The sequence below is a fragment of the Curtobacterium sp. BH-2-1-1 genome (genome assembly GCF_001806325.1).
Taxonomy (GTDB): domain Bacteria; phylum Actinomycetota; class Actinomycetes; order Actinomycetales; family Microbacteriaceae; genus Curtobacterium.
Map to the genome: position 1 here is coordinate 2114251 of NZ_CP017580.1, position 23175 is coordinate 2137425.

The 23175-nt window shown below is 71.4% G+C and carries 26 protein-coding genes, 1 tRNA gene and 1 riboswitch; of the genes, 9 read left to right on the forward strand and 18 right to left on the reverse strand.

The genetic code is table 11. From position 1 onward, the window contains the following. Positions 1 to 5: 5 nt before the first annotated feature. The 8 genes from nagA to clpS form a co-directional block, all read right to left on the reverse strand. Positions 6 to 1178, reverse strand: a complete 1173-nt coding sequence (gene nagA, locus BJK06_RS10030; protein WP_258027615.1) for an N-acetylglucosamine-6-phosphate deacetylase — start codon at positions 1176 to 1178, stop codon at positions 6 to 8. Beyond that, a complete protein-coding gene (locus BJK06_RS10035; RefSeq protein ID WP_083295174.1) occupies positions 1175 to 1573 on the reverse strand; it encodes a YrdB family protein in 399 nt (132 codons plus the stop codon). Before BJK06_RS10035 ends, nagA begins: the two co-directional genes overlap by 4 nt. Before the next feature lie 7 nt (positions 1574 to 1580). Further along, positions 1581 to 2459, reverse strand: a complete 879-nt coding sequence (gene purU, locus BJK06_RS10040; protein WP_070417772.1) for a formyltetrahydrofolate deformylase — start codon at positions 2457 to 2459, stop codon at positions 1581 to 1583. Between the two features lie 298 nt (positions 2460 to 2757). Further along, complete coding sequence (locus BJK06_RS10045; protein ID WP_083295175.1) at positions 2758 to 4092, reverse strand: MFS transporter; 1335 nt, start codon at positions 4090 to 4092, stop codon at positions 2758 to 2760. A 164-nt stretch (positions 4093 to 4256) separates the two neighbouring features. Continuing rightward, on the reverse strand, positions 4257 to 4688 hold the full coding sequence (locus BJK06_RS10050; RefSeq protein ID WP_070417773.1) for a MarR family winged helix-turn-helix transcriptional regulator: 432 nt from the start codon (positions 4686 to 4688) through the stop codon (positions 4257 to 4259). 51 nt (positions 4689 to 4739) lie between these two features. Further along, positions 4740 to 5681: a GNAT family N-acetyltransferase gene (locus tag BJK06_RS10055; protein WP_083295176.1), complete on the reverse strand. Its 942-nt coding sequence runs from the start codon at positions 5679 to 5681 to the stop codon at positions 4740 to 4742. Further along, the gene (locus tag BJK06_RS10060) at positions 5678 to 6154 is read right to left on the reverse strand and encodes a DUF2017 family protein (RefSeq protein ID WP_070417774.1); all 477 of its coding nucleotides are present in this window, start codon (positions 6152 to 6154) and stop codon (positions 5678 to 5680) included. The genes BJK06_RS10055 and BJK06_RS10060 overlap by 4 nt, the downstream gene beginning before the upstream one ends. Beyond that, positions 6151 to 6450 carry an ATP-dependent Clp protease adapter ClpS gene (clpS, locus tag BJK06_RS10065; RefSeq protein WP_070417775.1) on the reverse strand — a complete coding sequence of 100 codons (300 nt, stop codon included), beginning with the start codon at positions 6448 to 6450 and terminating at the stop codon, positions 6151 to 6153. Before clpS ends, BJK06_RS10060 begins: the two co-directional genes overlap by 4 nt. A gap of 37 nt (positions 6451 to 6487) precedes the next feature. Further along, positions 6488 to 6573: riboswitch (ZMP/ZTP riboswitch) on the forward strand. Positions 6574 to 6632: 59 nt separating this feature from the next. Between clpS and glyA the strand changes: the two genes are divergently transcribed. The 4 genes from glyA to BJK06_RS10085 all read left to right on the forward strand — a co-directional run bounded on the left by glyA (position 6633) and on the right by BJK06_RS10085 (position 10028). After that, the gene (gene glyA / locus BJK06_RS10070; RefSeq protein WP_308447487.1) at positions 6633 to 7916 is read left to right on the forward strand and encodes a serine hydroxymethyltransferase; all 1284 of its coding nucleotides are present in this window, start codon (positions 6633 to 6635) and stop codon (positions 7914 to 7916) included. 26 nt (positions 7917 to 7942) lie between these two features. Beyond that, positions 7943 to 8854 carry a tetrahydrofolate dehydrogenase/cyclohydrolase catalytic domain-containing protein gene (locus tag BJK06_RS10075; RefSeq protein ID WP_070419370.1) on the forward strand — a complete coding sequence of 304 codons (912 nt, stop codon included), beginning with the start codon at positions 7943 to 7945 and terminating at the stop codon, positions 8852 to 8854. Between the two features lie 188 nt (positions 8855 to 9042). Further along, positions 9043 to 9495: a hypothetical protein gene (locus BJK06_RS10080; RefSeq protein WP_070417776.1), complete on the forward strand. Its 453-nt coding sequence runs from the start codon at positions 9043 to 9045 to the stop codon at positions 9493 to 9495. Further along, the gene (locus BJK06_RS10085) at positions 9492 to 10028 is read left to right on the forward strand and encodes a hypothetical protein (RefSeq protein ID WP_070417777.1); all 537 of its coding nucleotides are present in this window, start codon (positions 9492 to 9494) and stop codon (positions 10026 to 10028) included. Before BJK06_RS10080 ends, BJK06_RS10085 begins: the two co-directional genes overlap by 4 nt. 40 nt (positions 10029 to 10068) lie before the next feature. On the opposite strand, the gene galK is transcribed toward BJK06_RS10085, so the two are convergent. Both galK and galT read right to left on the reverse strand, forming a co-directional pair. Then, complete coding sequence (gene galK, locus BJK06_RS10090) at positions 10069 to 11205, reverse strand: galactokinase (RefSeq protein ID WP_070417778.1); 1137 nt, start codon at positions 11203 to 11205, stop codon at positions 10069 to 10071. Beyond that, entirely contained in the window at positions 11202 to 12311 is a 1110-nt protein-coding gene (gene galT, locus BJK06_RS10095; protein WP_070417779.1) for a galactose-1-phosphate uridylyltransferase, read from the reverse strand. The genes galK and galT overlap by 4 nt, the downstream gene beginning before the upstream one ends. A gap of 64 nt (positions 12312 to 12375) precedes the next feature. Here galT and BJK06_RS10100 point away from each other — a divergent pair, with 64 nt between their 5' ends. Beyond that, complete coding sequence (locus tag BJK06_RS10100; protein ID WP_070417780.1) at positions 12376 to 13254, forward strand: DeoR/GlpR family DNA-binding transcription regulator; 879 nt, start codon at positions 12376 to 12378, stop codon at positions 13252 to 13254. Next, positions 13251 to 14183, forward strand: coding sequence for an aldose 1-epimerase family protein (locus tag BJK06_RS10105; protein WP_070417781.1), 933 nt, complete (start codon positions 13251 to 13253; stop codon positions 14181 to 14183). Before BJK06_RS10100 ends, BJK06_RS10105 begins: the two co-directional genes overlap by 4 nt. A 192-nt stretch (positions 14184 to 14375) precedes the next feature. Here the strand turns inward: BJK06_RS10105 and BJK06_RS10110 are convergent, their stop codons facing one another. From BJK06_RS10110 to BJK06_RS18845, 5 genes are all read right to left on the reverse strand, one after another. Next, complete coding sequence (locus tag BJK06_RS10110) at positions 14376 to 14696, reverse strand: hypothetical protein (protein ID WP_070417782.1); 321 nt, start codon at positions 14694 to 14696, stop codon at positions 14376 to 14378. Positions 14697 to 14861: 165 nt separating this feature from the next. Next, positions 14862 to 15671 (reverse strand): SGNH/GDSL hydrolase family protein, encoded by an 810-nt coding sequence (locus BJK06_RS10115; protein WP_181015088.1) that lies wholly within the window; start codon positions 15669 to 15671, stop codon positions 14862 to 14864. Between the two features lie 63 nt (positions 15672 to 15734). Beyond that, a complete protein-coding gene (locus BJK06_RS10120; RefSeq protein ID WP_070417784.1) occupies positions 15735 to 16838 on the reverse strand; it encodes an acyltransferase in 1104 nt (367 codons plus the stop codon). 75 nt (positions 16839 to 16913) lie between these two features. Next, positions 16914 to 16986, reverse strand: a tRNA-Lys gene (locus BJK06_RS10125). Between the two features lie 52 nt (positions 16987 to 17038). After that, a complete protein-coding gene (locus BJK06_RS18845; protein WP_175473634.1) occupies positions 17039 to 17200 on the reverse strand; it encodes a hypothetical protein in 162 nt (53 codons plus the stop codon). A gap of 125 nt (positions 17201 to 17325) precedes the next feature. On the opposite strand from BJK06_RS18845, the gene BJK06_RS10130 reads away from it, so the two are divergent. The 3 genes from BJK06_RS10130 (at position 17326) to BJK06_RS10140 (ending at position 19946) form a co-directional block, all read left to right on the forward strand. After that, on the forward strand, positions 17326 to 17955 hold the full coding sequence (locus tag BJK06_RS10130) for a DNA-directed RNA polymerase subunit beta (RefSeq protein WP_070417785.1): 630 nt from the start codon (positions 17326 to 17328) through the stop codon (positions 17953 to 17955). A 513-nt stretch (positions 17956 to 18468) separates the two neighbouring features. Further along, on the forward strand, positions 18469 to 19068 hold the full coding sequence (sigK, locus tag BJK06_RS10135) for an ECF RNA polymerase sigma factor SigK (protein ID WP_070417786.1): 600 nt from the start codon (positions 18469 to 18471) through the stop codon (positions 19066 to 19068). Next, positions 19065 to 19946: an anti-sigma factor domain-containing protein gene (locus tag BJK06_RS10140; RefSeq protein ID WP_070417787.1), complete on the forward strand. Its 882-nt coding sequence runs from the start codon at positions 19065 to 19067 to the stop codon at positions 19944 to 19946. The genes sigK and BJK06_RS10140 overlap by 4 nt, the downstream gene beginning before the upstream one ends. A 368-nt stretch (positions 19947 to 20314) precedes the next feature. Here the strand turns inward: BJK06_RS10140 and pstB are convergent, their stop codons facing one another. Genes pstB through pstC form a run of 3 tightly spaced genes read right to left on the reverse strand, consistent with a single transcriptional unit; the run spans position 20315 to position 23172 of the window. After that, positions 20315 to 21094, reverse strand: coding sequence for a phosphate ABC transporter ATP-binding protein PstB (pstB, locus tag BJK06_RS10145; RefSeq protein WP_070417788.1), 780 nt, complete (start codon positions 21092 to 21094; stop codon positions 20315 to 20317). Positions 21095 to 21125: 31 nt separating this feature from the next. Further along, positions 21126 to 22211 (reverse strand): phosphate ABC transporter permease PstA, encoded by a 1086-nt coding sequence (pstA, locus tag BJK06_RS10150; RefSeq protein WP_070417789.1) that lies wholly within the window; start codon positions 22209 to 22211, stop codon positions 21126 to 21128. A 13-nt stretch (positions 22212 to 22224) separates the two neighbouring features. Further along, positions 22225 to 23172: a phosphate ABC transporter permease subunit PstC gene (gene pstC, locus BJK06_RS10155; RefSeq protein WP_070417790.1), complete on the reverse strand. Its 948-nt coding sequence runs from the start codon at positions 23170 to 23172 to the stop codon at positions 22225 to 22227. Between the last annotated feature and the right edge of the window lie 3 nt (positions 23173 to 23175).

A 23175-nucleotide genomic window follows, 5' to 3' on the forward strand; every position in this document is an offset into this window, starting at 1 on the left:
GGCGATCAGCGGAGCGGCCGCCCGGCACCCCAGACGCGGCGGACCTCGAACGACGGCGACAACGCCACGAGGTCGGCGGCGTACCCCGGTGCGAGCCGACCCAGCCGGTCGCCGAGCCCCAGCGCCGCCGCCGGCACGCTGGTCAGCGCCGCCACGGCGTCCGGCAGCGTCTGTCCCGCGAGGGTCACCGCGTTCCGCAGCGCGACGTCCTGGGTCAGGGTCGACCCCGCGATGGTGTCCGTCCCCGTGACGTGCGCGATCCCGTCCGTCACGGTCACGGCGAGGGAACCGAGCGTGTACGAGCCGTCGACCGCACCGGCAGCGCCCATGGCGTCGGTGATGAGGGCGACACGGCCCGGTGCCGCACGCAGCAGCATCGACGCCACGGACGGGTGCACGTGCACGCCGTCGAGGATGAGCTCGAGCGTCACGCGGTCGTCGGCCACGGCGGCCGCGATCGGCCCGGGAGCCCGGTGGTGGATGCCCGGCATGGCGTTGAACGCGTGCGTGAGCAGGGTCGCGCCGGCGTCGAACGCTGCCCGGGCCTGGTCGTACGTGCCGACCGTGTGGCCGACGGCGACGGTGACGCCCGCGGCGACGAACCGTTCGGTCGCGTCGAGGGCGCCGGCGAGCTCCGGCGCGATGGTGACCTGGCGCACGACGTCCTCGCCGGCCTCGAGCAGGTCCGCGACCGGACCGGGCGCCGGGTCGACCAGGAACGACTCGTTGTGGGCACCCTTGTTGTGCGGGGAGAGGAAGGGGCCCTCGAGGTGGACGCCGAGCACGAGCGGGTCGTCGGCCATCACCGTGCGGATGCGGTCGAGCGAGGCGGTCAGCGCGGGCACCGGGTTCGCGACGAGGGACAGGACCGAGCGGGTCGTGCCGTGCGAGCGGTGGACCTCGAGCGCGGCTGCGATCGAGTCGTCCTCGTACGCGGTGCCGCCGCCGCCGTGGCCGTGCAGGTCGATGAAGCCGGGCGTCAGGACGGCGTCGCCGAGGTCCACGACCTCGTGCACCGAGGTCGCCGCCGGTGCCTCGGGGCCGGCACCGACCGCGTGGATCGTGTCACCGACGACGAGGACCCAGCCGTCCGCGGTGGAGCCGGCCGCGTCGACCACGTGGGCCGAGCGGATCAGGGTGCGCCGCGCCTCCTGGCCGCCGGAGCCGCCGACGTTCACCGGGTCTCCTTGCGGAACTGCACCACTCCCGACAGGGCTGCCACGAGGATGAAGACCAGCCCCACCACCGGGTGCCCGATCGAGATCCAGCACCCGCCGGCCGCGATCACGAGGGCGACCTCGACGATGGTCTTGCCGACGATGTCCGTCTCGATCGGCGACGCTTGCGACCGGAACAGGTACCAGACCACCGCGGCGAACACCGGCGCGCCGATCATGAACAGGATGCCGGGCATCGGGAACGGCCACGCGATGTAGCCCCAGTACGCCAACGAGACCAGGCCGAAGGCGCACACCAGGATGCGGAGCACCGTCCAGCCGTCGAGCCTCCGGGGGCGGATGGCGTGCGGGTCCGGGGTGTCGCCCCAATCGACGGGGGACTGCGGTGCTGACATGCGGTGCCTACTTGAAGATAATGGTGCGGGCGCCGTCGAGGAGGACACGGTCCTCGGCGATCCAGCGCACCGCCTGGGTGAGCGTGCGGGACTCTTCGTCCTGGCCGATCGAGACCAGCTCGGCGGGGTCCTTCGTGTGGTCCACGCGGACGACGTTCTGCTCGATGATCGGGCCCTCGTCGAGGTCGCTCGTCACGAAGTGCGCCGTGGCACCGATGAGCTTGACCCCGCGGGCGTGCGCCTGCCGGTAGGGGTTGGCGCCCTTGAAGCCCGGCAGGAACGAGTGGTGGATGTTCACCGCGCGACCCTCGAGTGCGGCGCACAGCTCCGGCGAGAGGATCTGCATGTACCGGGCGAGGACGACGAGCTCGATGTCGTGCTCCTCGACCGCCTGCAGCACCCGGCGCTCCATCTCCTGCTTGCTCGCGGCGTCCGTCACCGGCCGGTGCTCGAACGGCACGGAGTAGAACGACGCGAGCTCGGAGAGGTCCGCGTGGTTCGAGAGCACGAGCGGCACCTCGATCGGGAGCTGTCCGCCGCGCTGCCGGTACAGCAGGTCGTTCAGGCAGTGTCCGGCCTTCGACACGAGGACGAGGGTGCGCAGCGGCCGGCCGACGACGTCGAGCTGGACGCGGGCGTCGTAGCGCTCGGCGACGGGGGCGAGCGCGGTCTCGAACGTGGAGCGGTCGACGGGGGCCATGACCTGGAGGCGCATGAAGAACGTGTTCGTGTCGACGCTCGAGAACTGCTGTGACTCGGTGATGTTCCCGCTCGCGGCGACGACGGCTCCGGAGACGGCGTGCACGATCCCGGGCTGGTCGTCGCAGACCAGCGTGAGGGTCCAGTGCGTGGGGGTCTGCTCGCTCGGGGCGGTCGGGTCGGTCACCGGATCAGGGTACCGGGATCGGGCTGTCGGGAGGCGCGGCGCGGCCCCGCCGGTCGGCCTGCGGCCCGCCGCCGGTCGCGCGCGGGCGCGGCGCGCGGCGTGCGGGCGCGGCGCCGCGCCCCGCGGCTCCGGCGGGCGGCGCACAACCAAAGTCACGTCGAACCGGACGATCGCGCGGTTCGACGTGTCTTTGGTTGTGCGCACGTCTGGCCGGCGGCCGGCCAGGCGGGCGCGCCGCGCCCGGCGCCGGCCCGCCGCGCCGCGGCGCGCCGCGCTCGGCGCCGCCCCCGCCGTGCGGTCAGCGCGGGAGCGGCCGCGACAACGCCCGGTCGGCGATCGTCAGGACGCTCAACAGCACCGCGACCCCCACGATCACCCACGCCAGCACGTGCAGGTCCGGCGTCGTCGGGGCCTGGCCGAACACCCCGCCGATCAGCGAGGACGCCCCGATCGCCCCGATGTACACGCTCGTCCGGGACAGCCCCGCCGCGGTCCCGATGTACTCCGCCGGCACGACCCGGTAGAGCGCCGCCTGGTTCGACACGGACGCCAGGGCCTGCGGCACGCCGAACAGCGCCGGCGCGAGGACGAGCAGGAACACCGGCGACCCGGTGTGGAGCAGCAGGAGGAGCAGCCCGCCGACGATCGGCACCACGGCCGCGACGATGAGCGGCCCCCGCACGGCGGTCTTCCGGGCGATGAGGAACGACGCGACCCCGGCGACGATCGCCGCGGGCAGCTGCATGTACCCGGCGACGTCGCTCGAGTACCCCGCGACGTCCTGCACCCACTGCGAGAAGCCGTAGGTCATCGTGTACGCCAGCAGGTACACGAGGAAGAGCCGCATGTACGTGCGCGAGAGGGCACCGTTCCGGGCGAGCATCCGCACGTCGACGAAGGGCCGCACGGCGCGGAGCTCCCAGAGCACGAGCGCGACGAGCAGCACGACTGCCGTGCCGAGCAGCCACCAGAGTCCGGCGGACAGGTCGAGCAGGAACACGAGGAGCGCCGACACGAAGCCGGTCATGAGCAGCATCCCGAACGGGTCGAGCGCGGTGAGGACGGGCAGGTCCTCGTCGGTCCGCGGCCGGAGCCTGTCGGACGGCAGCCACAGCGCGGAGACGACGATCCCGAAGGCGGCGAGCGGGACGTTCACGAGGAAGATCGCGTGCCACCCGAACGCGGCGATGAGCGCTCCACCGAGGGGCGGCCCTGCGGCGGCGGACACGAGCGACGTGATCGACAGCGCACCGAGCACGAGCGGCGGGGTGGGCTTCCCGATGCGGGCGGAGTGCTGGCGCAGGGTCGTCAGCGCGGCCGGGTACGCCGACGAGGTCCCGATGCCGATCAGCACGCGCGCGAACACCGCGCCACCGAAGCCGGTCAGGAACTCGGGCACGATCCCGGCGATCCCGACGATGACGAGTCCGGTCAGGAACACCTTCTTCGGTCCGAACCGGTCGGCGAGCTTGCCCATCGTCGGCTGCGCGATGGCGCTCGCGAGGTACAGCGCCGCGACGAGCCAGATCGCCTGCGCGGCACCGATCCCGAGGTCGCGGGAGATCGGCGCGAGGGCGACCGACACCATCGTCGTGTTGATCGGGTTGAGCAGCGGTCCGACCAGGACCGGCACGAGGAGTTTCGGGCCGAAGCCGCTGCCGCCGGGGCCGGTCGACGGGGAGACGGGTGTGGGGGCGGTTGCGGTGGACGTGGTCGGCTGCCTTTGCGAGGGGGTCGCGTCGTGACGGCCAGGAGGCGCGGCTCGCGTCGGTCGACGCGGGTCGCCCCTCCTGGTGGTCACGGTTCGACGAGGGGTTCGAGGATGCGGAGGGAGCGGGCGACCGTGGCACGGTCGTCGGGGTCGAGCGTCGCGAGGCGCTCGGCGAGCAGGCGGGTCCGGGTGCGGTGGGACTCGTCGCGGGCGGTGCGGCCGGCGTCGGTCGCGGCGACGATGGTCCGGCGCCCGTCGGTCGGGTCCTGCGTGCGGGTGACGAGGCCGAGGTCCTCGAGCGCCTGGACGGTCGCGCCCATCGACTGCGGCCGGACGCCCTCGGCGCGGGCGAGTTCGGCCGTCGTGGTCGCACCGTCGCGGACGAGCCGCCCGAGTGCGGCGGACTGCGAGGCCGTGACGTCGTCGACCTTGCCGACCAGGGTCGTGCGGCGGATCTTGCCGTACAGCGTCAGCAGCGCACCGGCGAGCACGTCCGAGCCGTCGCCGTCCGATTCCATACCGTCACGGTACTACTTCGACAGGCGAACTTGCAAGGCTGCCTTCTGAAATCAGGGCTCGAAGACGATCCGCCGCTTCGTCACCACGAACCCCGCACGCTCGAACGCCCGACGCATCGGGGTGTTCGTCGCGTCCGTCGTCCCGACCACCCGCGGTGCACCGGCAGCGGCGTGCACCCGGACCGCCTCGGCCAGCAGTCCGTCGACGATGCCGCGCCCCCGGTGCTGCGGCAGGACGCCGATGGAGCTGACGGCCGCGTCGTACGCCGTCCGGGTCGCGATGACGAAGCCGACGACGAGCCCCTCCGCGTCGAGGGCGATCCGCCACCCGTCCCGTGATCCGGGCAGCGACCGGTAGAACGCGAGGTCGTCGGCGGCCGCGCCCCGCGAGCCCAGTTCGGCGACGGAGGCCAGCGTGTGGGCGTCGAGGCTCCCGACCGCGACGCGCGCGAAGAGGTCCACGAACTCGGCGTCGTCGCCACCGCGGAACCGCAGGGCCGGCGTCGACACCGACCCCGTCGCGGGAGCGCCCGGCTGTTCGAGCGCGACGCTGACCCGCTCGGTCATCCGTCCGAGTCCGGCGGCACGGGCCGCTGCCGTCCGCCACCGCACGGCCGCGACGGCGTCGTCGTCCGTGTGCCAGTCCACCGCGACGTCGACGATCCACTCCGGCAGCGAACCGAACGCGGCGGCCCCGGCGGCGATGAGTCCGGCGGCGATCTCCCGGCGCTCGTCGGGGTCGGACGACCCCGGCGCGACCAGCAGGTCGTCGAGTGTCGACGGTGCCGTGGCGTCCGCGCCGCCCCACCAGAGCGCACGGCCGACGGGACGACCGTCCCGCAGGGCCAGCCACGACCACTCCGGGCGGTAGTTGCCCGTGGCGGACTCGGCCCGGTACCGGTCCGCACCGATCCACGCGACCGGTTCGTCCGTCGAGAAGGCGAGCAGCGCCTCCAGGGTGTCACCGTCGACGGGGCGGAAGGCGACGCTCACCGCGGACCGGTCAGGGTCTCGACCAGGTGCTCCTGCACGTACCCGAGCCAGTCGTAGACGTCCCGGAGGCCGACGCCCGCGTCGGCGGTGTACGACTGCTCCTCCGTGGCGGAGTCCACGATCCCCAGCCGGTCCGCGATCGTCAGCCGCAGGTCCGTCAGGCAGCGCAGCCAGGCCTGCTCGTCCGAGGTCTCGAAGGCGCCGTCCCGTGCCCCGGTGAGCCACGCGTGCACGGCCCGGGCGTTCTCGGTCTTCCTCGCCACCAGGTCCGACTCGGTCCACCGCCGGAACTCCGCGCTCGCCTCGGCGTCGTCGCGGTAGGCGTCCGGGAACATCCGCGCCGCGACCGGGTCGGATGCGAGGTCCCCGTCGAGCACCTGCTGCAGCTGCTCGGTCAGCGACGTGAGCACGCCGCGCTCGCCGGAGGACATGGCGAGGTGCACGCCGTCGGCACGGCGGACGAACGGGATCACGGAGCGGGCGCCCTGTCCACCGAGGCCTGCAGCCCGTAGCCGTACATGGCCTCGACGTGGGCCTCCATCGCTTCGCGGGGGCCGGTCGCCACGATCGCGCGTCCCTCGTCGTTCACCTGGCGCATGAGTCGCTCCGCCTTCGCCCGCGGGAAGCCGAAGTGCTGCTGGAAGACGTAGGTCACGTAGGACATGAGGTTCACCGGGTCGTCCCACACGACGGCGACCCACGGCGTGTCCGGTCGCACGCTCGTGCGGGCGTCGGTGCGCTCGTCCACGTCGGGCGTCAACAGGGTCATGCACCCAGGGTGACACGAACCTGCTCGCTCGGTACGATCGGGGGGTCGCGACTGGCGTTGGATGGGTCACCATCGGGGAGCGACACCTGACACGGTGCGCGGCCGTACGCCTGGGCCGCGCCCACCCGTCCACCTCGTCGTGCTCGTGCGCGACGGAACAGACAACGAGGAGTCCCGTGTCCATCACCGATCTGCCCCCCGCAGCCACCAACACCGCCTTCAACGCCCCGCTGAACGAGGTCGACCCCGAGATCGCCCGCGTCCTCGAGCAGGAGCTCGGCCGCCAGCGCGACACCCTCGAGATGATCGCGTCGGAGAACTTCGTGCCGCGCGCCGTCCTCGAGTCGCAGGGCTCCGTGCTCACCAACAAGTACGCCGAGGGCTACCCGGGCAAGCGCTACTACGGCGGCTGCGAGTACGTCGACGTCGCCGAGCAGCTCGCCATCGACCGCGCGAAGGCCCTCTTCGGCGCCGAGTACGCCAACGTCCAGCCACACTCGGGTGCGACCGCGAACGCGGCCGTCCTGCACGCCATCGCGTCCGCCGGCGACACCATCCTCGGCCTCGAGCTCGCGCACGGCGGTCACCTGACCCACGGCATGAAGCTCAACTTCTCCGGCCGCATCTACAACGCCGTCGCGTACGGCGTCGACCCCGAGACGTTCGAGGTCGACTACGACGACATCCGCGCGAAGGCCATCGAGCACCAGCCGAAGGTCCTCATCGCTGGTTGGTCGGCCTACCCGCGCCAGCTCGACTTCGCGAAGTTCCGCGAGATCGCGGACGAGGTCGGCGCGAAGCTCTGGGTGGACATGGCGCACTTCGCCGGTCTCGTGGCCGCCGGCCTGCACCCGTCCCCGGTGCCGCACGCCCACGTGGTGTCCTCGACGGTGCACAAGACCCTCGGCGGCCCCCGCTCCGGCATCATCCTGTCGAGCGACGAGTCGCTCTTCAAGAAGCTCAACTCGGCCGTGTTCCCGGGCCAGCAGGGCGGTCCGCTCATGCACGTGATCGCCGCCAAGGCCACCGCGTTCCTGCTCGCCGCCACCCCGGAGTTCAAGGAGCGCCAGGAGCGCACGATCCGCGGTGCACAGGCGCTCGCCGCACGGCTGACGGCCGACGACGCGAAGGCTGCGGGCATCGACGTCCTCACCGGTGGCACCGACGTGCACCTCGTGCTCGTGGACCTCCGCACGTCCGAGGTCGACGGCAAGCAGGCCGAGGACCTCCTGCACGAGGTCGGCATCACCGTAAACCGCAACTCCGTGCCGTTCGACCCGCGCCCGCCGATGGTCACCTCGGGTGTCCGCATCGGCACCTCGGCGCTGGCCACCCGTGGCTTCGGCGACGCGGAGTTCACCGAGGTCGCGGACATCATCGCGCTGACCCTCATGCCGAACCCCGACATCGACGCGCTCTCGGCCCGGGTGAAGGCCCTGACCGACGCGTTCCCGCTCTACGCGTGAGCGGCGCCGCCCCGTCGCCCGCGCCGCTGCCGCGCGAGCGCTGGGCGGGTGAGGGCAGTGCCGTCCGCATCGACGGCACCGCCCTCGCCGCCCGCACGCTCGACGACCTGAAGGTCCGCATCGACCGGCTGCACGACCACGGGTTCCGCCCCGGGCTCGGCACGATCATGGTCGGCCAGAACGCGGGCTCGGTGTCCTACGTCGCGGGCAAGCACCGCGACTCGGCGCAGATCGGGCTCGACTCGGTCCGCATCGACCTGCCCGAGACCGCGTCGGCCGCCGACATCCGGGCAGCGATCCTGCAGATGAACGACGACCCCCGGGTCACCGCGTTCATCGTGCAGCTCCCGCTGCCGCAGGGGATCGACCCGATCCCGATGCTCGAGCTGATGAACCCGGCGAAGGACGCCGACGGCCTGCACCCGACCAACCTCGGTGAGCTCGTGCTCGCCGTCCCGGGCGGTGCCGGCACGATCGACGCACCCTTGCCGTGCACCCCGCGCGGCATCGTCGCGATGCTCGAGGCGTACGACGTCCCGATCCGTGGCCAGCACGTCACGATCATCGGCCAGGGGCTCACGGTCGGTCGTCCGCTCGGGCTGCTCCTCACCCGGCTCGAGGCCACGGCGACCCTCACCCACTCCCTCACCGAGGACGTCGCCGCCGAGTGCCGCCGCGCGGACATCATCGTCGCCGCGGCCGGTGTCGCGGGGCTCGTGCAGCCGGACTGGGTGAAGCCCGGTGCCGCGGTCATCGACGTCGGCATCAGTCGCGTGGTCTCCCCGGACACGGGCAAGGCTCGCCTCCGGGGTGACGTCGACCCCGCGGTCGCCTCGGTGGCGGGCTTCCTGTCGCCGACGCCCGGCGGTGTCGGCCCGATGACCCGCGCGATGCTGATGAAGAACGTGGTCGAGGCCGCCGAGCGCCACCTGCACTAGCGCACGGCTTGCTTCGTGAGCAGAAATGGTCGGGTCCCGTCGTGGAACCCGACCATTTCTGCTCACGAAGCACGGTCGGGAGGCGCGGGTCGCCGCCGCCACGTCCGCGCGGGTCCGAGGTGGCCGGGCCCGGGGCGTGCCCCGGACGGGCGCTTCTGCCGCGGCCGGCACCGCGCTACCGTTCGAGCATGACCACCTCCGCCGCGGAGCCCCGGGCACGCGAGTCGCTCTTCACGAAGGACGCCCGCAAGCTCGTCGGGATCACGCTGCTGTGCCTGTTCCTGCAGGTCCTCGGACAGAACTGGTCCGCTCAGCCGCGGCTGCCCGGCAGCACGGACGTGCACGAACTCGGCTTCGTGCAGTTCGAGGCCCGGCCGTGGATCGGGTGGGTGCTCCTCACGGTCGGCTTCGCGGTGGCCGGCTTCGTCGTCGGGGTCGCTCGGCGCGGTGCCGCACGGTGGGACCAGGACCGCGTGCTCGCGCTCGGTCTGGCCGGGGTGGTCGGGGTGACCGTGCTGGTGTGGGTGCTGTTCATCGTGCAGTGGCAGTGGGTGTACTGGGCCGTCGCGCACGGCGACCTGCACCCGTTCACGATCGGTGACGTCTCGTGGTCGATCCAGCGACTCGAGGGCGCGCCGTGAGCGTCGACCGCGGTGCTCCGGTCTCGCACATGGGGGAGAACGTGCAGACCGCGCCCGTGATGGCGCACGCCGGACGGCAGCTGCGACCGCGAGCGCGGGGCCTCGTGCTGATCGGGGCCGTCGCGCTCCTGTCGTACCCGACGCTCACGATGTGGTCCGCCTCGTCGGAGTACGGCGGGACGGACGGCGACGGGCACTGGATCGACAACGCCGGCAACCCACTGTCGAGTGCGCCGCCCACCGTGAACGTCGAGGGACACACGGCGCCGGCCGCGATCGCCGTCCTGCTCCTCGTGGTCGTCGTCGGGGTGTTCCTGCCTCCGATGCTCGCGCGGTACGGCAAGCGATCGCTCGGCGACGTCGTCCGGTTCGCGGCGTACCTGGCCGTCCCGGTGGTCGTCGTGGTCGGCGTGCTGATCTACACCGTCTGGCAGGGGCACGTCGTGATGGACCAGATCGACCACGAGGTCCTGCACCCGCACGGCTTCCCGTGGGGCGGCGTGACCGTCACCACGGGGCACGCGACCCGCTGACCCGCGGCCCCCGGCCGGGCGGCCGGCGGGACCCGGCGCGTCAGTCGCGCCGGGCGCCCTGCGCGGCGTGCACCGTGAACACCGTCGGCTCGCGGTACCCGGCCGCGGCGAAGGCGGCGGTGACCGCGTCTGCGATCGTCTGCCGCGCCTCCTGGTCGACCAACGCGATCGCCGCACCACCGAAGCCGCCACCGGTCATCCGCGCGCCCACCGCACCGTGCTCCATCGCGGTCGCGACCGCGAGGTCGAGCTCCGGCACCGAGATCTCGAAGTCGTCCCGCATCGACTCGTGCGATGCGACCAGCAGGGACCCGATCGCCCGCGGCCCGTGCTCGCGCAGCGTGCGGACGGTGTCGAGGACGCGCTGGTCCTCGGTCACGACGTGCCGGACACGGCGGAAGGTCTCGTCGTCGAGGAGTTCCTGCGCGCGGGGCAGGTCGTCGACCGACAGGTCGCGGAGCGCCTCGACGCCCATCACGGCCGCACCGTGCTCGCACGACTCGCGACGGGCCTTGTAGCCGCCGGTGGCGTGCGCGTGCTCGACGCGGGTGTCGACGACGAGGACCTCGAGCCCGTTCGCCTCGAGCGCCAGGTCGACCACGGCGGTGTCGAGCGTGCGGCAGTCGAGGAACACCACCGCGTCCTGCTCGCCGAGCAGCGACGCGGACTGGTCCATGATCCCGGTGGGGGCGCCGACGGCATGGTTCTCGGAGTACTGGCCGACGCGTGCGAGCTGCTTCCGGCTCAGACCGAGCTCCCACAGGTCGTTGAACGCGAGTGCGACGCCGCACTCGATCGCCGCGCTCGAGGACAGGCCCGCGCCGACGGGGACGTCCGACTCGATGAAGACGTCGAAGCCGGTCTTGTCCGTGAGGTCTGCGCCAGCCTGCTCACGCAGCGCCCACGCGATGCCGAGGACGTACGCCGACCAGCCGCTCATCCGCGACGGCTCGAGCTCGTCGAGGGAGAGCTCGACGATGGTGCCCGCGTCGAACGCCGACGCGACGCGCAGCTGCCGGTCGTCCCGAGGGGCGATCGAGGCGGTCGTGCGACGGTCGATCGCGAAGGGCAGGACGTAGCCGTCGTTGTAGTCGGTGTGCTCGCCGATGAGGTTGACCCGGCCGGGCGCGGAGTACCGCACCGCGGGCTCGTACCCGTAGACCTGCTGGAACGTCATGCGCGTTCGATCCCTCCTCGGATGAACTCGGCCGCCTTCTCGGGGACGAGGTCCCCGATCCACGCGCCCATGGCGGCTTCACTGCCGGCCAGGAACTTGAGCTTGTCTGCCGCGCGGCGCGGGGACGTGATCTGGAGCATGAGCCGCACGGTGTCGCGGCCGGTGTGCACCGGCGCCTGGTGCCACGCGGCGATGTACGGCGTCGGGTCGTCGTAGAGCTTGTCGATGCCGCGGGTGAGCCGCAGGTGCATGTGTGCCAGCTCGTCCTTCTCGGCGTCGGTGAGCCCGGCGAAGTCGGGGACGTGCCGGTGCGGGAGCATGTGGATCTCGATGGGCCAACGCGCGGCGAACGGGACGAAGGCGGTGAAGTGCTCACCGGCGAGGACGACCCGGTCGGAGGCGCGCTCGTTCGCGAGGTGCTGCTCGAACAGGTCCGGCCCGAACCGCTCGATGCTCTCGAGCAGGCGCTGGGTGCGCGGGGTGACGTAGGGGTAGGCGTAGATCTGCCCGTGCGGGTGGTGGAGCGTGACGCCGATGGCCTCGCCGCGGTTCTCGAACGGGAAGACCTGCTGGATGCCGGGCATCTCAGACAGCGCCGCCGTGCGGTCCGCCCACGCCTCGACCACGGTGCGGGCGCGCGACTCGGAGATCGACGCGAAGGAGCCCTCGGTCGCGGGCGAGAAGCAGACGACCTCGCAGCGCCCGACGCTCCGGAACTGCCGGTTCAGCCCGACCTCGGTCAGGGAGTCGAGCGACGGCGGGGCGTCGTCCGCCCCGTCGGGTCCTGCGAGCATCGGGCCGAAGGACGGGGATCGGTTCTCGAACACCGCGACGTCGTACCGGCTCGGGATCTCGGAGGGGTTCTCCGCCGACTGCGGCGCGAGCGGGTCCTGGTCGGCTGGCGGCAGGAACACGCGGTTCTGCCGGCTCGCCGCGATGGACACCCACTCGCCCGTGAGGACGTCCTGCCGCATGCGCGCCGTCTCCGGCCGCGGGTCGAGGACACGCTGGTCGATGCTGCGTTCTGCGGGCAGCGTCGAGTCGGCGTCGTCGAAGTAGAAGAGGTCGCGTCCGTCCGCGAGCTTCGTCACGCGCTTGGTGATCACCGCACAACCCTAGCGGCTCCACGAAGCATTGCGAAAGTGTTCGTAAGCACGCGAAACTGGTGGCATGACGGACGACGACCTCTCCTTCCTGGCCGGCGCGCTCCCCGCGCCGCTGCGGCAGGACCGCATCGTCTCGATCGTCGAGGGCGCGCCCGGACTCGTCCGAACGGCCGCCCTGGCAGCGGCCCTGGGCACCAGCGAGGTGACCGTCCGGCAGGACCTCTCCCTGCTCGACCAGGAGGCGCGGATCCGGCGGGTCCGCGGCGGTGCCGTCCGCCTCGGGGTCGGTTCCACCGAGCGCCCCTTCGAGGAGACCGCCGTCGAGCACCAGGTGGCCAAGGCCGCCATCGGCCGCGCCGCGGCGGCGCTCGTGCGCTCCGGGCAGTGCGTCGTGCTCGACGTCGGCACCACGCCCGCCGCCGTCGCGACGGCATTGGTCGCCCGCGAGGACCTCGTCGACGTCACGGTGGTCACGAACTCGCTGACGACCGCGCTCGTGCTCGAGGCCGCCGTCCCGCGCTTCACCGTCATCGTCACCGGGGGGACGCTCCGTCCGCTGCAGCACTCCCTCGTGGCGCCGTTCAACGGCACGCTGCTGCCGATGATCGCCGCGGACCTCGTGTTCCTCGGTGGCACCGGGGTCGACGTCGCGCACGGCCTCACCAACGTGAACCTGCCCGAGACCGAGGCGAAGCGGATGCTCGCTGCCGCGGCTCGGCGTACGGTCGTGGTCGCGGACGGGTCGAAGTTCGGCCGGGCCCACATCGGGGTCGTCCGCGCGCTCGAGGACATCGACGTCGTCGTCACCGCCGAGACCACGGCGGAGCAGGTCGCCCCGATCCGGGCGGCCGGCGTCGAGGTGGTCGTGGCGGACGAGCCGGCAGTACCCGCACGATCCGCACGATCCGCACCATCCGCACCGGGAAGGACCCGTACCTCATGACCGCAGCCCCCACCGGAGGCCAGTACCACCTCCGCCACGCCGGACCCGACGGGGTCGTCGAGGCGATCGTCACCGAGGTGGCCGCCGGCATCCGGGAACTCCGCGTCGCGGGGTTCGACCTCACCGAGCCGTTCCCCGTCACGTCGCAGCCGCCCGGGGCGAACGGGATCGTGCTCGCGCCGTGGCCGAACCGCGTCGCCGGCGGCGTGTGGGAACTCGACGGCAAGCGGCAGCAGCTCGACGTCTCCGAGCCGAAGTACGGCAACGCCTCGCACGGGCTGCTCCGGTTCGCGCCGTACCGCGTGGTCTCCCAGACCGAGTCCGGCATCGTGCAGGAAGCCACGATCCACCCGCAGCACGGCTGGCCCTTCACGCTCGAGACCCGCGTGCACCACGAGCTCGTCGACGACGGCATCCGAGTGACGCACGAGGTCGTGAACCGCTCCGGCGTGCGTGCGCCGTTCGCGATCGGCGCGCACCCGTACCTCCGCGCCGGGGACACCCCCGCCGAGGACCTCGTCGTCCGGCTCGACGCGGCGACGGCGTTCACCGTGGACGAGCGGAAGATCCCGAACGGCACCGTGGCCGTCGACGGCACCCCGTTCGACCTGCGCTCCGGCGTCCGCGCCGGTGACGCCGACCTCGACACCGCCTACACGGACGTCACGCCCGACGCCGAGGGGACCCGCCGCACGACGATGCACGGGCCGGAGGGCGACGGCGTCGAACTCTGGCAGGACGGGTCGTTCGCGTACGTGCAGGTGTTCACCTCCCGCGAGTTCCCCCGTGGCGACGGCACCGGGCTGGCCGTGGCGGTGGAGCCGATGACGGCGCCGGCCGACGCGCTCAACTCCGGGGAGGGGCTGCGCTGGCTCGAGCCCGACGAGGCCTGGACCGGCAGCTGGGGCATCCGCCGCGTCTGGTCCTGACCCGGGCGCGGCCGGTCCGCAGCCGAGACTCGGCCCGGCGGACAGTTTCGCGTGTCCCGCGCCGCGACGGTGTCCGCGGAGCCGAGACTCGGCAGGGCGCGGGGCGACAGCCGGACCGCCGCGGCTGGTCCGCGTCGGACACGACGAAGGCCGCCCCGAGGTGGGGCGGCCTTCGTCGTTCGTCCGGGAGGGTCAGGCGCGACGCATGCGCAACGCCTCGACCGCGAGGGACTCGCTCGCGTAGCGGCCCACCTCGTGCGCCCACGCCGGGTCGTCCCCGCGGAGGGCGATGAAGTCCTTGCGCTGCCGGCAGACGTAGCCGAGCACCGCGGTGCCGGTCGCGACCTCGACGAAGTCCTTGCGGATGTGGCGGGTCGTGACCTGGGCGTTCCGGCGGAGCGTGTCGAGCAGGAGCTCGTTGCTCATCGTCGTGTTGGTCGCTGCTGCGAGCTCGACGATGCGGCGCGCGTCACCGGTGGTGCTGGTCTGCGTGGCTTCGATGGGCTCGATCACGGTGTACCCCGTTCGTTCTGCGATGGTGCGGTGCTGCAGGATCCGTCGATCGGATCCGGGAACGACACTATCGGCGGCAGCCCAACAGTCGGCTGAACGCGGACTGAACTGTGCAGTGGAACCACCTTGAGGCTCCTGAGGACGACTTGTACCCCGGTCGAGTGCTCAGAGGCACTGCTCGCCGTCGGGCTGCGTCGCGAGCTGCTCGAGCTCGGCGTCGATCTTGCCCGCGAGGTACAGGTACCCGGCGTCGTTGAGGTGCTGCTGGTCCGTCGCGGCGTAGCTGCCGCTGTTCATCGCGGTGAACCACTGCCCGTCGATCGCGTCGATGTACGGGACGCCCACGGCGCTGGCGCCGGCGGCCACCGCGTCGTTGATGCCCGTCGTGGCCTCGGCGCGCGGCTGGGGTGCCGACGGGCCGATCGTCACCACGACCGCGTCCGGCCACTGCACCTCGGCCTGCCGGAGCGTCCGCTCGACGGTCTTCTCGAGGGTGGCGGAGTCGGTGAGCCAGTCGTTCTGGCTGCCCTGGACGATGACGAGGTCTGGCGTGAGCGCTGCCCGCTGCTCGATCCGGGACAGGTAGACGGCGCGCGACGAGCGACCGCGACCGGGGTTCACGTAGCCGGTGCCCGGGTAGCCGTTGATGGTCGCGTCCCACTGCCGCTCGGACACGAGGTCCTGCGCCCACCCGTGCACATCGTCGTAGGAGCCTCGACCCGTCGTGTACGAGTCGCCGACGATGAGGACGTCGGAGCCCGGGGCGATCGCGTCCGCGACCTGCTCAGCGGAGAAGTCGGACGTCGCGGGCACCGGCTGGCAGGCGTCGGACACGGCGGGCAGCATGACGAGCAGCCCGGCGATGCCGAGGCACATGGCGCCGAGGGCGATCGCGGGGACCGCTCGTCGGCGCCTGGTCTGCGCGGTGGACCGACGGGAGCCGCCGGGCACACCGCCGTCGGTTCGTCGAGCCACACCGGGATTGTAGGTGCTCAGCATCCGTGCCCCCGGACACCCGCCCGGCGAGGTGCTGAACCGTCAGACAGCCTGCGGAACGGGTGGACGGCTCGAGAGCGACTTCGCGATGTGCTTCGCCAAGCGGTGCGCCGGCAGTTCCACGAGCCGCGAGAACACGTAGGCGACGCCGATTCCGATCGGGATCGCGACGAGGACCAGCCAGGACGGCAGGGCACGCGGGAGGAGGTTCGCGACGGACACCGTGATGGGTTCGTGCACGAGGTAGAGGCTGAACGAGAGCCGTCCGAGCTCGCGGGGGATCGCGCCGAGCAGGAAGCGCTCGGCGGGCAACCACCTGCCGGCGAGCACGACGATCGTGCCGGCCGAGGCGAGGATGATCGCGGGCAGCACGGGGGACCACCACGCCGTCGTCGGCAGCCACCACTTCACGGTGATGCCGAGCAGGCTCACCACGAGCAGGACCCAGCCGAGCAGCGTCGGGACGTCCGGCAGGCGCTCCCAGCCGGCCGCGAGCGCGGAGCCGAGCAGGAACATCGGCAGGTACATCAGCCACTTCGAGTGCTCGTACTCGCCGAGTGCCGACAGGAAGACGGCGACGATGGCGGTCACCCACCACCAGCGTCGGGTCACCGCGGCGATCGAGACGAAGAGCGGCAGGAGCAGGGAGAAGAGGACCTCCCACGTGAGCGACCAGAGCGGGCTGTTCACGAGCGTCGGAGCGAGGAGCGTGAGGTCGTTCACGAGCCCGTGCAGGGTGAACGGCTCGGCGTGCCGGTTGATCCAGAACGACTGGTGCGGCTGGTCCTGCCGGGGCACGAGGAAGAAGAACACGAGCGCGAGCGCGATCGACGCCACCACCGGCAGGTAGAGGCGGACGAGCCGGCTCGGGTAGTACGCGATCCAGTCCTGCGATCGGCGGAGGGCCGGGAGGGTCAGGACGAAGCCGCTCAGCACGAAGAAGACGAACACGGCCTCGCTGCCGGCCCACACGAGGTGGGCGGGGGAGTACACCATCCAGCTCGCCCAGTCGGGGACGTCGCGGCGGTAGTTGCCGTCCGAGAGGGTCGGGATCGAGAGGAAGGCGTGGTGGACGACGACGACGGCGGCAGCGACGCCGCGGAGTCCGTCCAGTGAGCCGATCCTGCCGGTTGGGCGATCGCGCATGCCGACGATCCTACGGGAAGCCCGGCCAAGCCAAGGAACGGTCACGTTCGGTGGGCGCGACATCGGAACACGATGTGGGCCCCGTGGGGCTCGAACCCACGACCCTCGGATTAAAAGTCCGGTGCTCTACCAACTGAGCTAGAGGCCCTCACCCGCAAGGCTAGCGGGTGAGGGCCTCCGGGAAGAACCGAGGGGACGGGTCAGCTGCGACGCCCGGTGAGCGTGCGGACGAGCCACAGCACGACCGCGACGATGAGCAGCACGAGGCCGACCCAGAGCAGGAACTTCAGGCTCGCGGTGAAGCCACCGACGAACAGCAGGATGACCGCGATCACGGCCAGGATGATGAGCAGGGGGTTCATGGGAGTCCTCTTCCTTCGCGTGCGGGAGGAGCGCCTCCCGATCAGACACCGTACGCGCGACGGAGCGGTTGCGTTCTGGGCGAACGGAGGGCGGGCGCGTCACCGGCCGTGCCTACACTGACGCGGTGCCTCGCGATCACCACCGTCCCGTCCACTTCACCGACCAGGAGTTCGCCGCGATCCAGGGCGGCGAGGACCCGGCCGTGGTGAACCGCGTCGCGCACGAGACCGCGAACGCCCTGCTCCACCGCGTGCGGCAGGACCCGGACCCGGCGGTCGTCGAGCGCCTGGTGACCTACACGGACGTGCACGGCATCGACGCCATCGCCGAGCTGTGGGCGCGGGTGGGGGCGCACACGCTCCCGGGCGCACTGTGGCGGATCTACCTCGTCCGCACCGTCATCCGGCAGAACCCGGAGGAGATCGCGTACCTCTTCGCGCGCGGCACGGAGCGGATCGGCACGATCGACCAGGCCGTCGCGGGCGCGGAGCAGCCGACCGGACCGGCGGAGATCCTGACGCTGGCCGACCGGATCCTGCACGGCCTCTACACGGGGGACCTCGCGGTGGCGCTCGACCGCGGTGCCGCGTTCTGCCGGCTCACCGCGGCGGGAGCGACCGCGGTGGCGGACGATGCGGACCTCACGGCGGGGGACCGGGCGTCCGAGCTCACGACGCGTGCGCTGCGCCTGTCGGAACTGGCGGCCGACCTCACCGAGGCGGCGTCGCTCTGGCGCCGCGACAGCCTGGACTGAGCGGGCCGCGGGGCGGACCCGCACCGCGCCTCCAGGCCCGAACGCGACGACGCCCACCGGGCACGCGACACGCACGCACGAAGCGCGCAGAGAAGAACCGGGCCGCAGAAGCGCCTCTCGGCGCGAGGCCGCTCGAAGCGGCGAATGTTGGAGCCCGGGGCTTGCTGCGGCCCGGCGACATCGATTCTACGAGACCGCGGCCGTGCACACGACCCTGTTCACTCTCGGTGGACAGAACCGACGCCGGGCGTGCCCCGAGCGCGCCCCAGCGACAAGCCGTGAGAACCGCTCCAATCCGGTTGGGCGAGGGTGCCGAATCATCACCGTGACAGGCGATGAGCCGGTCACGACAGCGAGGGTCCCGCGAGACCCGGTCCGCTCCCTGGCGGTCAATTCCCTGCGGGTCACGCGGGCCCTCGTGCTGTCCTGCACCACTGTCCCGACCACGAGACCCGAACGCGTGGTCGGACAGGACTCACAGCCAGATCGCAACCGAGAGGAGAGAAACCTGCAATGCTTGCCATCGTGGACAGTGACACCGAGAGCTGGAGCTCGACCGAGCCGGCTCAGGCGTCCCCAGACGACCTCCTCACCCGCGTGGCGACCGGCGACCAGGCAGCCTTCTCCGACCTGTACGACGTGCTCTCGGGCCGCGTGCTCGGCCTCGTGACCAGGCTCCTCCGGGACCGCGCACAGTCGGAAGAGGTCACACAAGAGGTCTTCCTCGAGGTCTGGCAGCAAGCCACCCGCTACGACCGCAAGCGCGGCACCGCAGCGAGCTGGATCCTCACCATGGCCCACCGCCGAGCGGTCGACCGGGTGCGGGCATCGCAGTCCTCGCACGACCGTGACACGAAGATCGGCATCCGCGACTTCGAGGCCGGCTTCGACCAGGTCTCCGAGTCGGTCGAGATCCGGATCGAACACGAACGCGTCAGCCGGGCGCTCGCGAAGCTCACCGAGTTCCAGCGCCAGGCAGTCCAACTCGCGTACTACGGCGGCTACTCGCACAGCGAGATGGCCGACCACCTCGGTGTCCCGATCGGCACCGTCAAGACCCGTCTCCGTGACGGGATGATCAGACTCCGCGACGAGATGGGGGTGACATCATGACCGAACGACACGACGACCCCGCACTGCTGACGGGTTCACACGCCCTCGACGCGCTGTCGGAGGACGAGCGGGCACTGCTCGACTCGGCGCTCTCCACTTCTCCGGAGCTGCAGGCCGAGACCGACTCGCTGCGCGAGACCGCGCTGCAGCTCGCCTACGCCGTCACCCCGATCGAGCCGCCCTCGTCGCTCAAGGCGTCGCTGATGGCCCAGATCGCATCGACCCCGCAGGCTGCTCCGGTGGCCTCGCGGTCCGAGCCTGCTGCCACGACCGCTCCGGTTGCTGACGCGCCGGCCGGCGATGCCGGCCAGGAGGCGCGGTTCGCCCCCGCCACGGACCTCACGTCCGCCGGTGGTGCGGCTTCGGAGAAGGCTCGCCGTCGCTGGTTCCAGCGTCCGGCAGCGGCACTCTCCGCCGCAGCCGCCGTCGCCGTGGTCTTCCTCGGCGTCGGACTCGGCGTCGGCACGTCCTTCACGCCCTCGAACGAGCCCGGCCCGGGCACGACCCAAGCGTCCGGCGGACTCGACCGGATCTACGCCGCGTCGGACTTCCAGCGCAGCACCGCCAAGGTCGCGGGTGGCGGGACGGCCACGGTCGTCTGGTCGAACGAGGTCGGCAAGTCCGCGGTCATCCTCGACGGGGTCCCCGCGGCTCCGGAGGGCAAGACCTACGAACTCTGGTACATCGGCTCAGAGGGCACCGGCGGCAAGATCAACGCTGCCGGCCTGATGGACGGGGTGTCCTCCGGGGTGCACTCGGCGGTCCTCAAGGGGTCGCTGTCGCACGGTGCGACGATCGGCATGACGGTGGAGCCCGCCGGTGGCTCGGACCAGCCGACGACGACGCCGATCATGGCGGTCCCGACCACCTCGGCCTGACCCGGGCACTGGTTCGCACGTCTCCCCGCTCGCGTGGCACGGTCCGCGGGCGGGGAGTTCGTCGTGCCCGCGGGTGGTGGTCGCGCGGCGGGGGCGTGGGCGGTCGTGCGCGGGCGGTTCTTGCCCGTGCATGTTCCGACATCGTGCTCGTCGATCGACACGTGCAACGTCGACACATGCACCCGCACCGTCTGCGTGCGCATCGTTCGACGTTCCAGCGGTCGATCGACTGGTGGAACGTCGGAACATGCCCGCGCACGAGTGGCCGGCGCCCCGCGCCCCGCGCACGCCGGAAGGCCCGGTGCGCTTCCGTGGCGGACGTGCACCGGGCCTCCTGGTCGACCGTCAGCGCGACGGGCGGACGACGATCACCCGAAGCGGCCGGAGACGTAGTCCTCGGTGGCCTGCACGGACGGGTTCGAGAACATCGTCGCGGTGTCGTCGAACTCGATGAGCTTGCCGGGGGCACCGGTGCCGGCGATGTTGAAGAACGCCGTCTTGTCGCTGACGCGCGAGGCCTGCTGCATGTTGTGGGTCACGATGACGATCGTGTACTCCTTCTTCAGCTCCTCGATGAGGTCCTCGATCGCGAGGGTCGAGATCGGGTCGAGCGCCGAGCACGGCTCGTCCATGAGGAGCACGTCCGGCTGCACCGCGATCGCCCGGGCGATGCAGAGGCGCTGCTGCTGGCCGCCGGACAGCCCCATGCCGGGCTTGTCGAGGCGGTCCTTGACCTCGTTCCAGAGGTTCGCGCCCTGCAGGGACCGCTCGACGACGTCGTCCGACTCGGAGCGGGAGAGGCGCTTGTTGTTGAGCTTCACGCCCGCGAGCACGTTGTCCTTGATGGACATCGTCGGGAACGGGTTCGGACGCTGGAACACCATGCCGACCTGGCGACGGACGAGCACCGGGTCGACGCCCGCGCCGTACAGGTCGTCGCCGTCGATCTTGACCGAGCCCTCGACGTAGGCGCCCGGGATGACCTCGTGCATGCGGTTCAGCGTGCGGAGGAAGGTGGACTTGCCGCAGCCGGACGGACCGATGAACGCGGTCACGGTGCGGGGCTCGATCGTCATGTCGACGCCCTCGACCGCCTTGAACTTCGAGTAGTAGACGTTGAGGCCGTCGACCTCGATGCGCTTGGACACTGTGTTCCTTCGGGGTGGGTGGATCCGCGCGTCAGCGCGAGAGCTTGGGGGCGAAGAGGCGGGTGATGAAGCGGGCGAGCAGGTTCAGCAGCATCACGATGAGGATGAGCAGGAGGGCTGCCGTCCAGGCCCGGTCGACGAACGGCACCGGGTTGGCGCCCTGCTGCGAGTACTGCGTGTACGCGAACACCGGCAGGGTCATCATCGGGTTCTTGAACAGGTCGTAGTTCATGCTCGCCGTGAACCCGGCGGTGACCAGCAGCGGGGCGGTCTCGCCGATGACGCGGGCGATCGAGAGCATGACGCCGGTGGTGATGCCGGCGAGCGACGTGGGGAGCACGACCTTGAGGATCGTGAGGTACTTCGGGACGCCGAGGGCGTACGAGGCCTCGCGGAGCTCCATCGGCACGATCTTCAGGACCTCTTCGGTGGAGCGCACGACGATCGGGATCATCAGCACCGACAGCGCCACCGAGCCGACGAGGCCGAAGCGGGCTCCCGGGCCGAGGAACAGCGCGAAGAGCGAGTACGCGAAGAGGCCGGCGACGATGGAGGGGATGCCCGTCATGACGTCGACGAAGAACGTGATGCCCTTGGCGAGGGCGCCCGTGCCGTACTCGACGAGGTAGATCGACGTGAGCAGCCCGATCGGCACCGAGATCAGGGCCGCGAACAGCGTGATCTCGAGCGTGCCGATGAGGGCGTGCAGTGCGCCGCCGCCCTCGGAGATGACGCCGCGCATCGAGTACGAGAAGAACTCCACGTCGAAGCGGGCGAGGCCGTCCGCGAGCACCGTGTAGAGCAGGGAGACGAGCGGCAGGACCGCGATCACGAACGCCGTGATGACGAGCGAGGTGATGAGCCGGTCGACGGCCTTGCGACCACCCTCGACGATCCGCGAGACGACGACGATGAGGACGTCGAACAGGACCGTGCCGAGGAAGAGCGCCGCGACGACGTTGAAGTCCTTGACCGCGCCGCCGGCGTTGAGCAGGGCGAAGACGAGGATCAGCGCGACCCAGGAGCCGACGAGGAGCAGCCACGGCACGGACTTGTGCAGCTTGCCGTTGGCGTAGACGTTGCCGGCGACGCCGGACTGACGGATGGCGAGGGACATCGGGTCGTACCTCTCAGCTCACTCGCTTGCGGACGATGTACCGCGCGAGCATGTTGATGACCAGGGTGATGACGAAGAGGATCAGACCCGACGCGATGAGCGCGTTCAGGGCCGTGCCGGACGCCTCGGCGAACTGCAGGGCGATGTTCGCCGCGATCGTCGAGGGGTTCAGCGACGTGAGCATCTGGAAGGTGACGTTCGTCGACACCGACAGCACCAGCGCGATCGCCATCGTCTCGCCGAGCGCACGACCGAGGCCGAGCATGATCGCGGACACGATGCCGGACTTGGCGAACGGCAGGACCGACAGGCGGATCATCTCCCACCGGGTCGCGCCGAGGGCCAGGGCCGCTTCCTCGTTGAGGCGCGGTGCCTGCAGGAAGATCTCGCGCATGACCGCGGTCATGATCGGGATCGCCATGACGGCGAGGACGATCGATGCGGTCAGGATCGTGCGACCCGTGCCGGACACCTGCCCGGAGAACAGCGGGATCCAGCCGAAGTAGGTGTTCAGGAAGACGTAGAACGGCTTCACGAACTGTGCCAGCACCACGATGCCCCAGAGGCCGTAGACGACCGACGGCACCGCGGCCAGCAGGTCGATCACGTAGCCGAGCACCGGCGAGATCCGGCGCGGGGCGTAGTGCGAGATGAAGAGCGCGATCCCGAGCGAGAGCGGCACGGCGATCACGAGCGCGATGAGCGCGGACCAGACGGTGCCGAAGACGAGGGGGCCGACGTAGTCCCAGAAGTTCGTGGCGCTGTTCGGCAGCTCGCCGACCTTCGCGGAGAACGCCGGGATGCTCTGCCAGACCAGGAAGGCGGCGACGAGCACCAGCACGAAGAGGATGAGCCCGCCGGCGATGACCGACGCGGCGGAGAAGACGCGGTCGCCGATGCGGACGACGGGCTTCGGCTTGGGGGTGACGGGGGCCACTGGCTGGGCCGGTGCGGTCGTCATGGG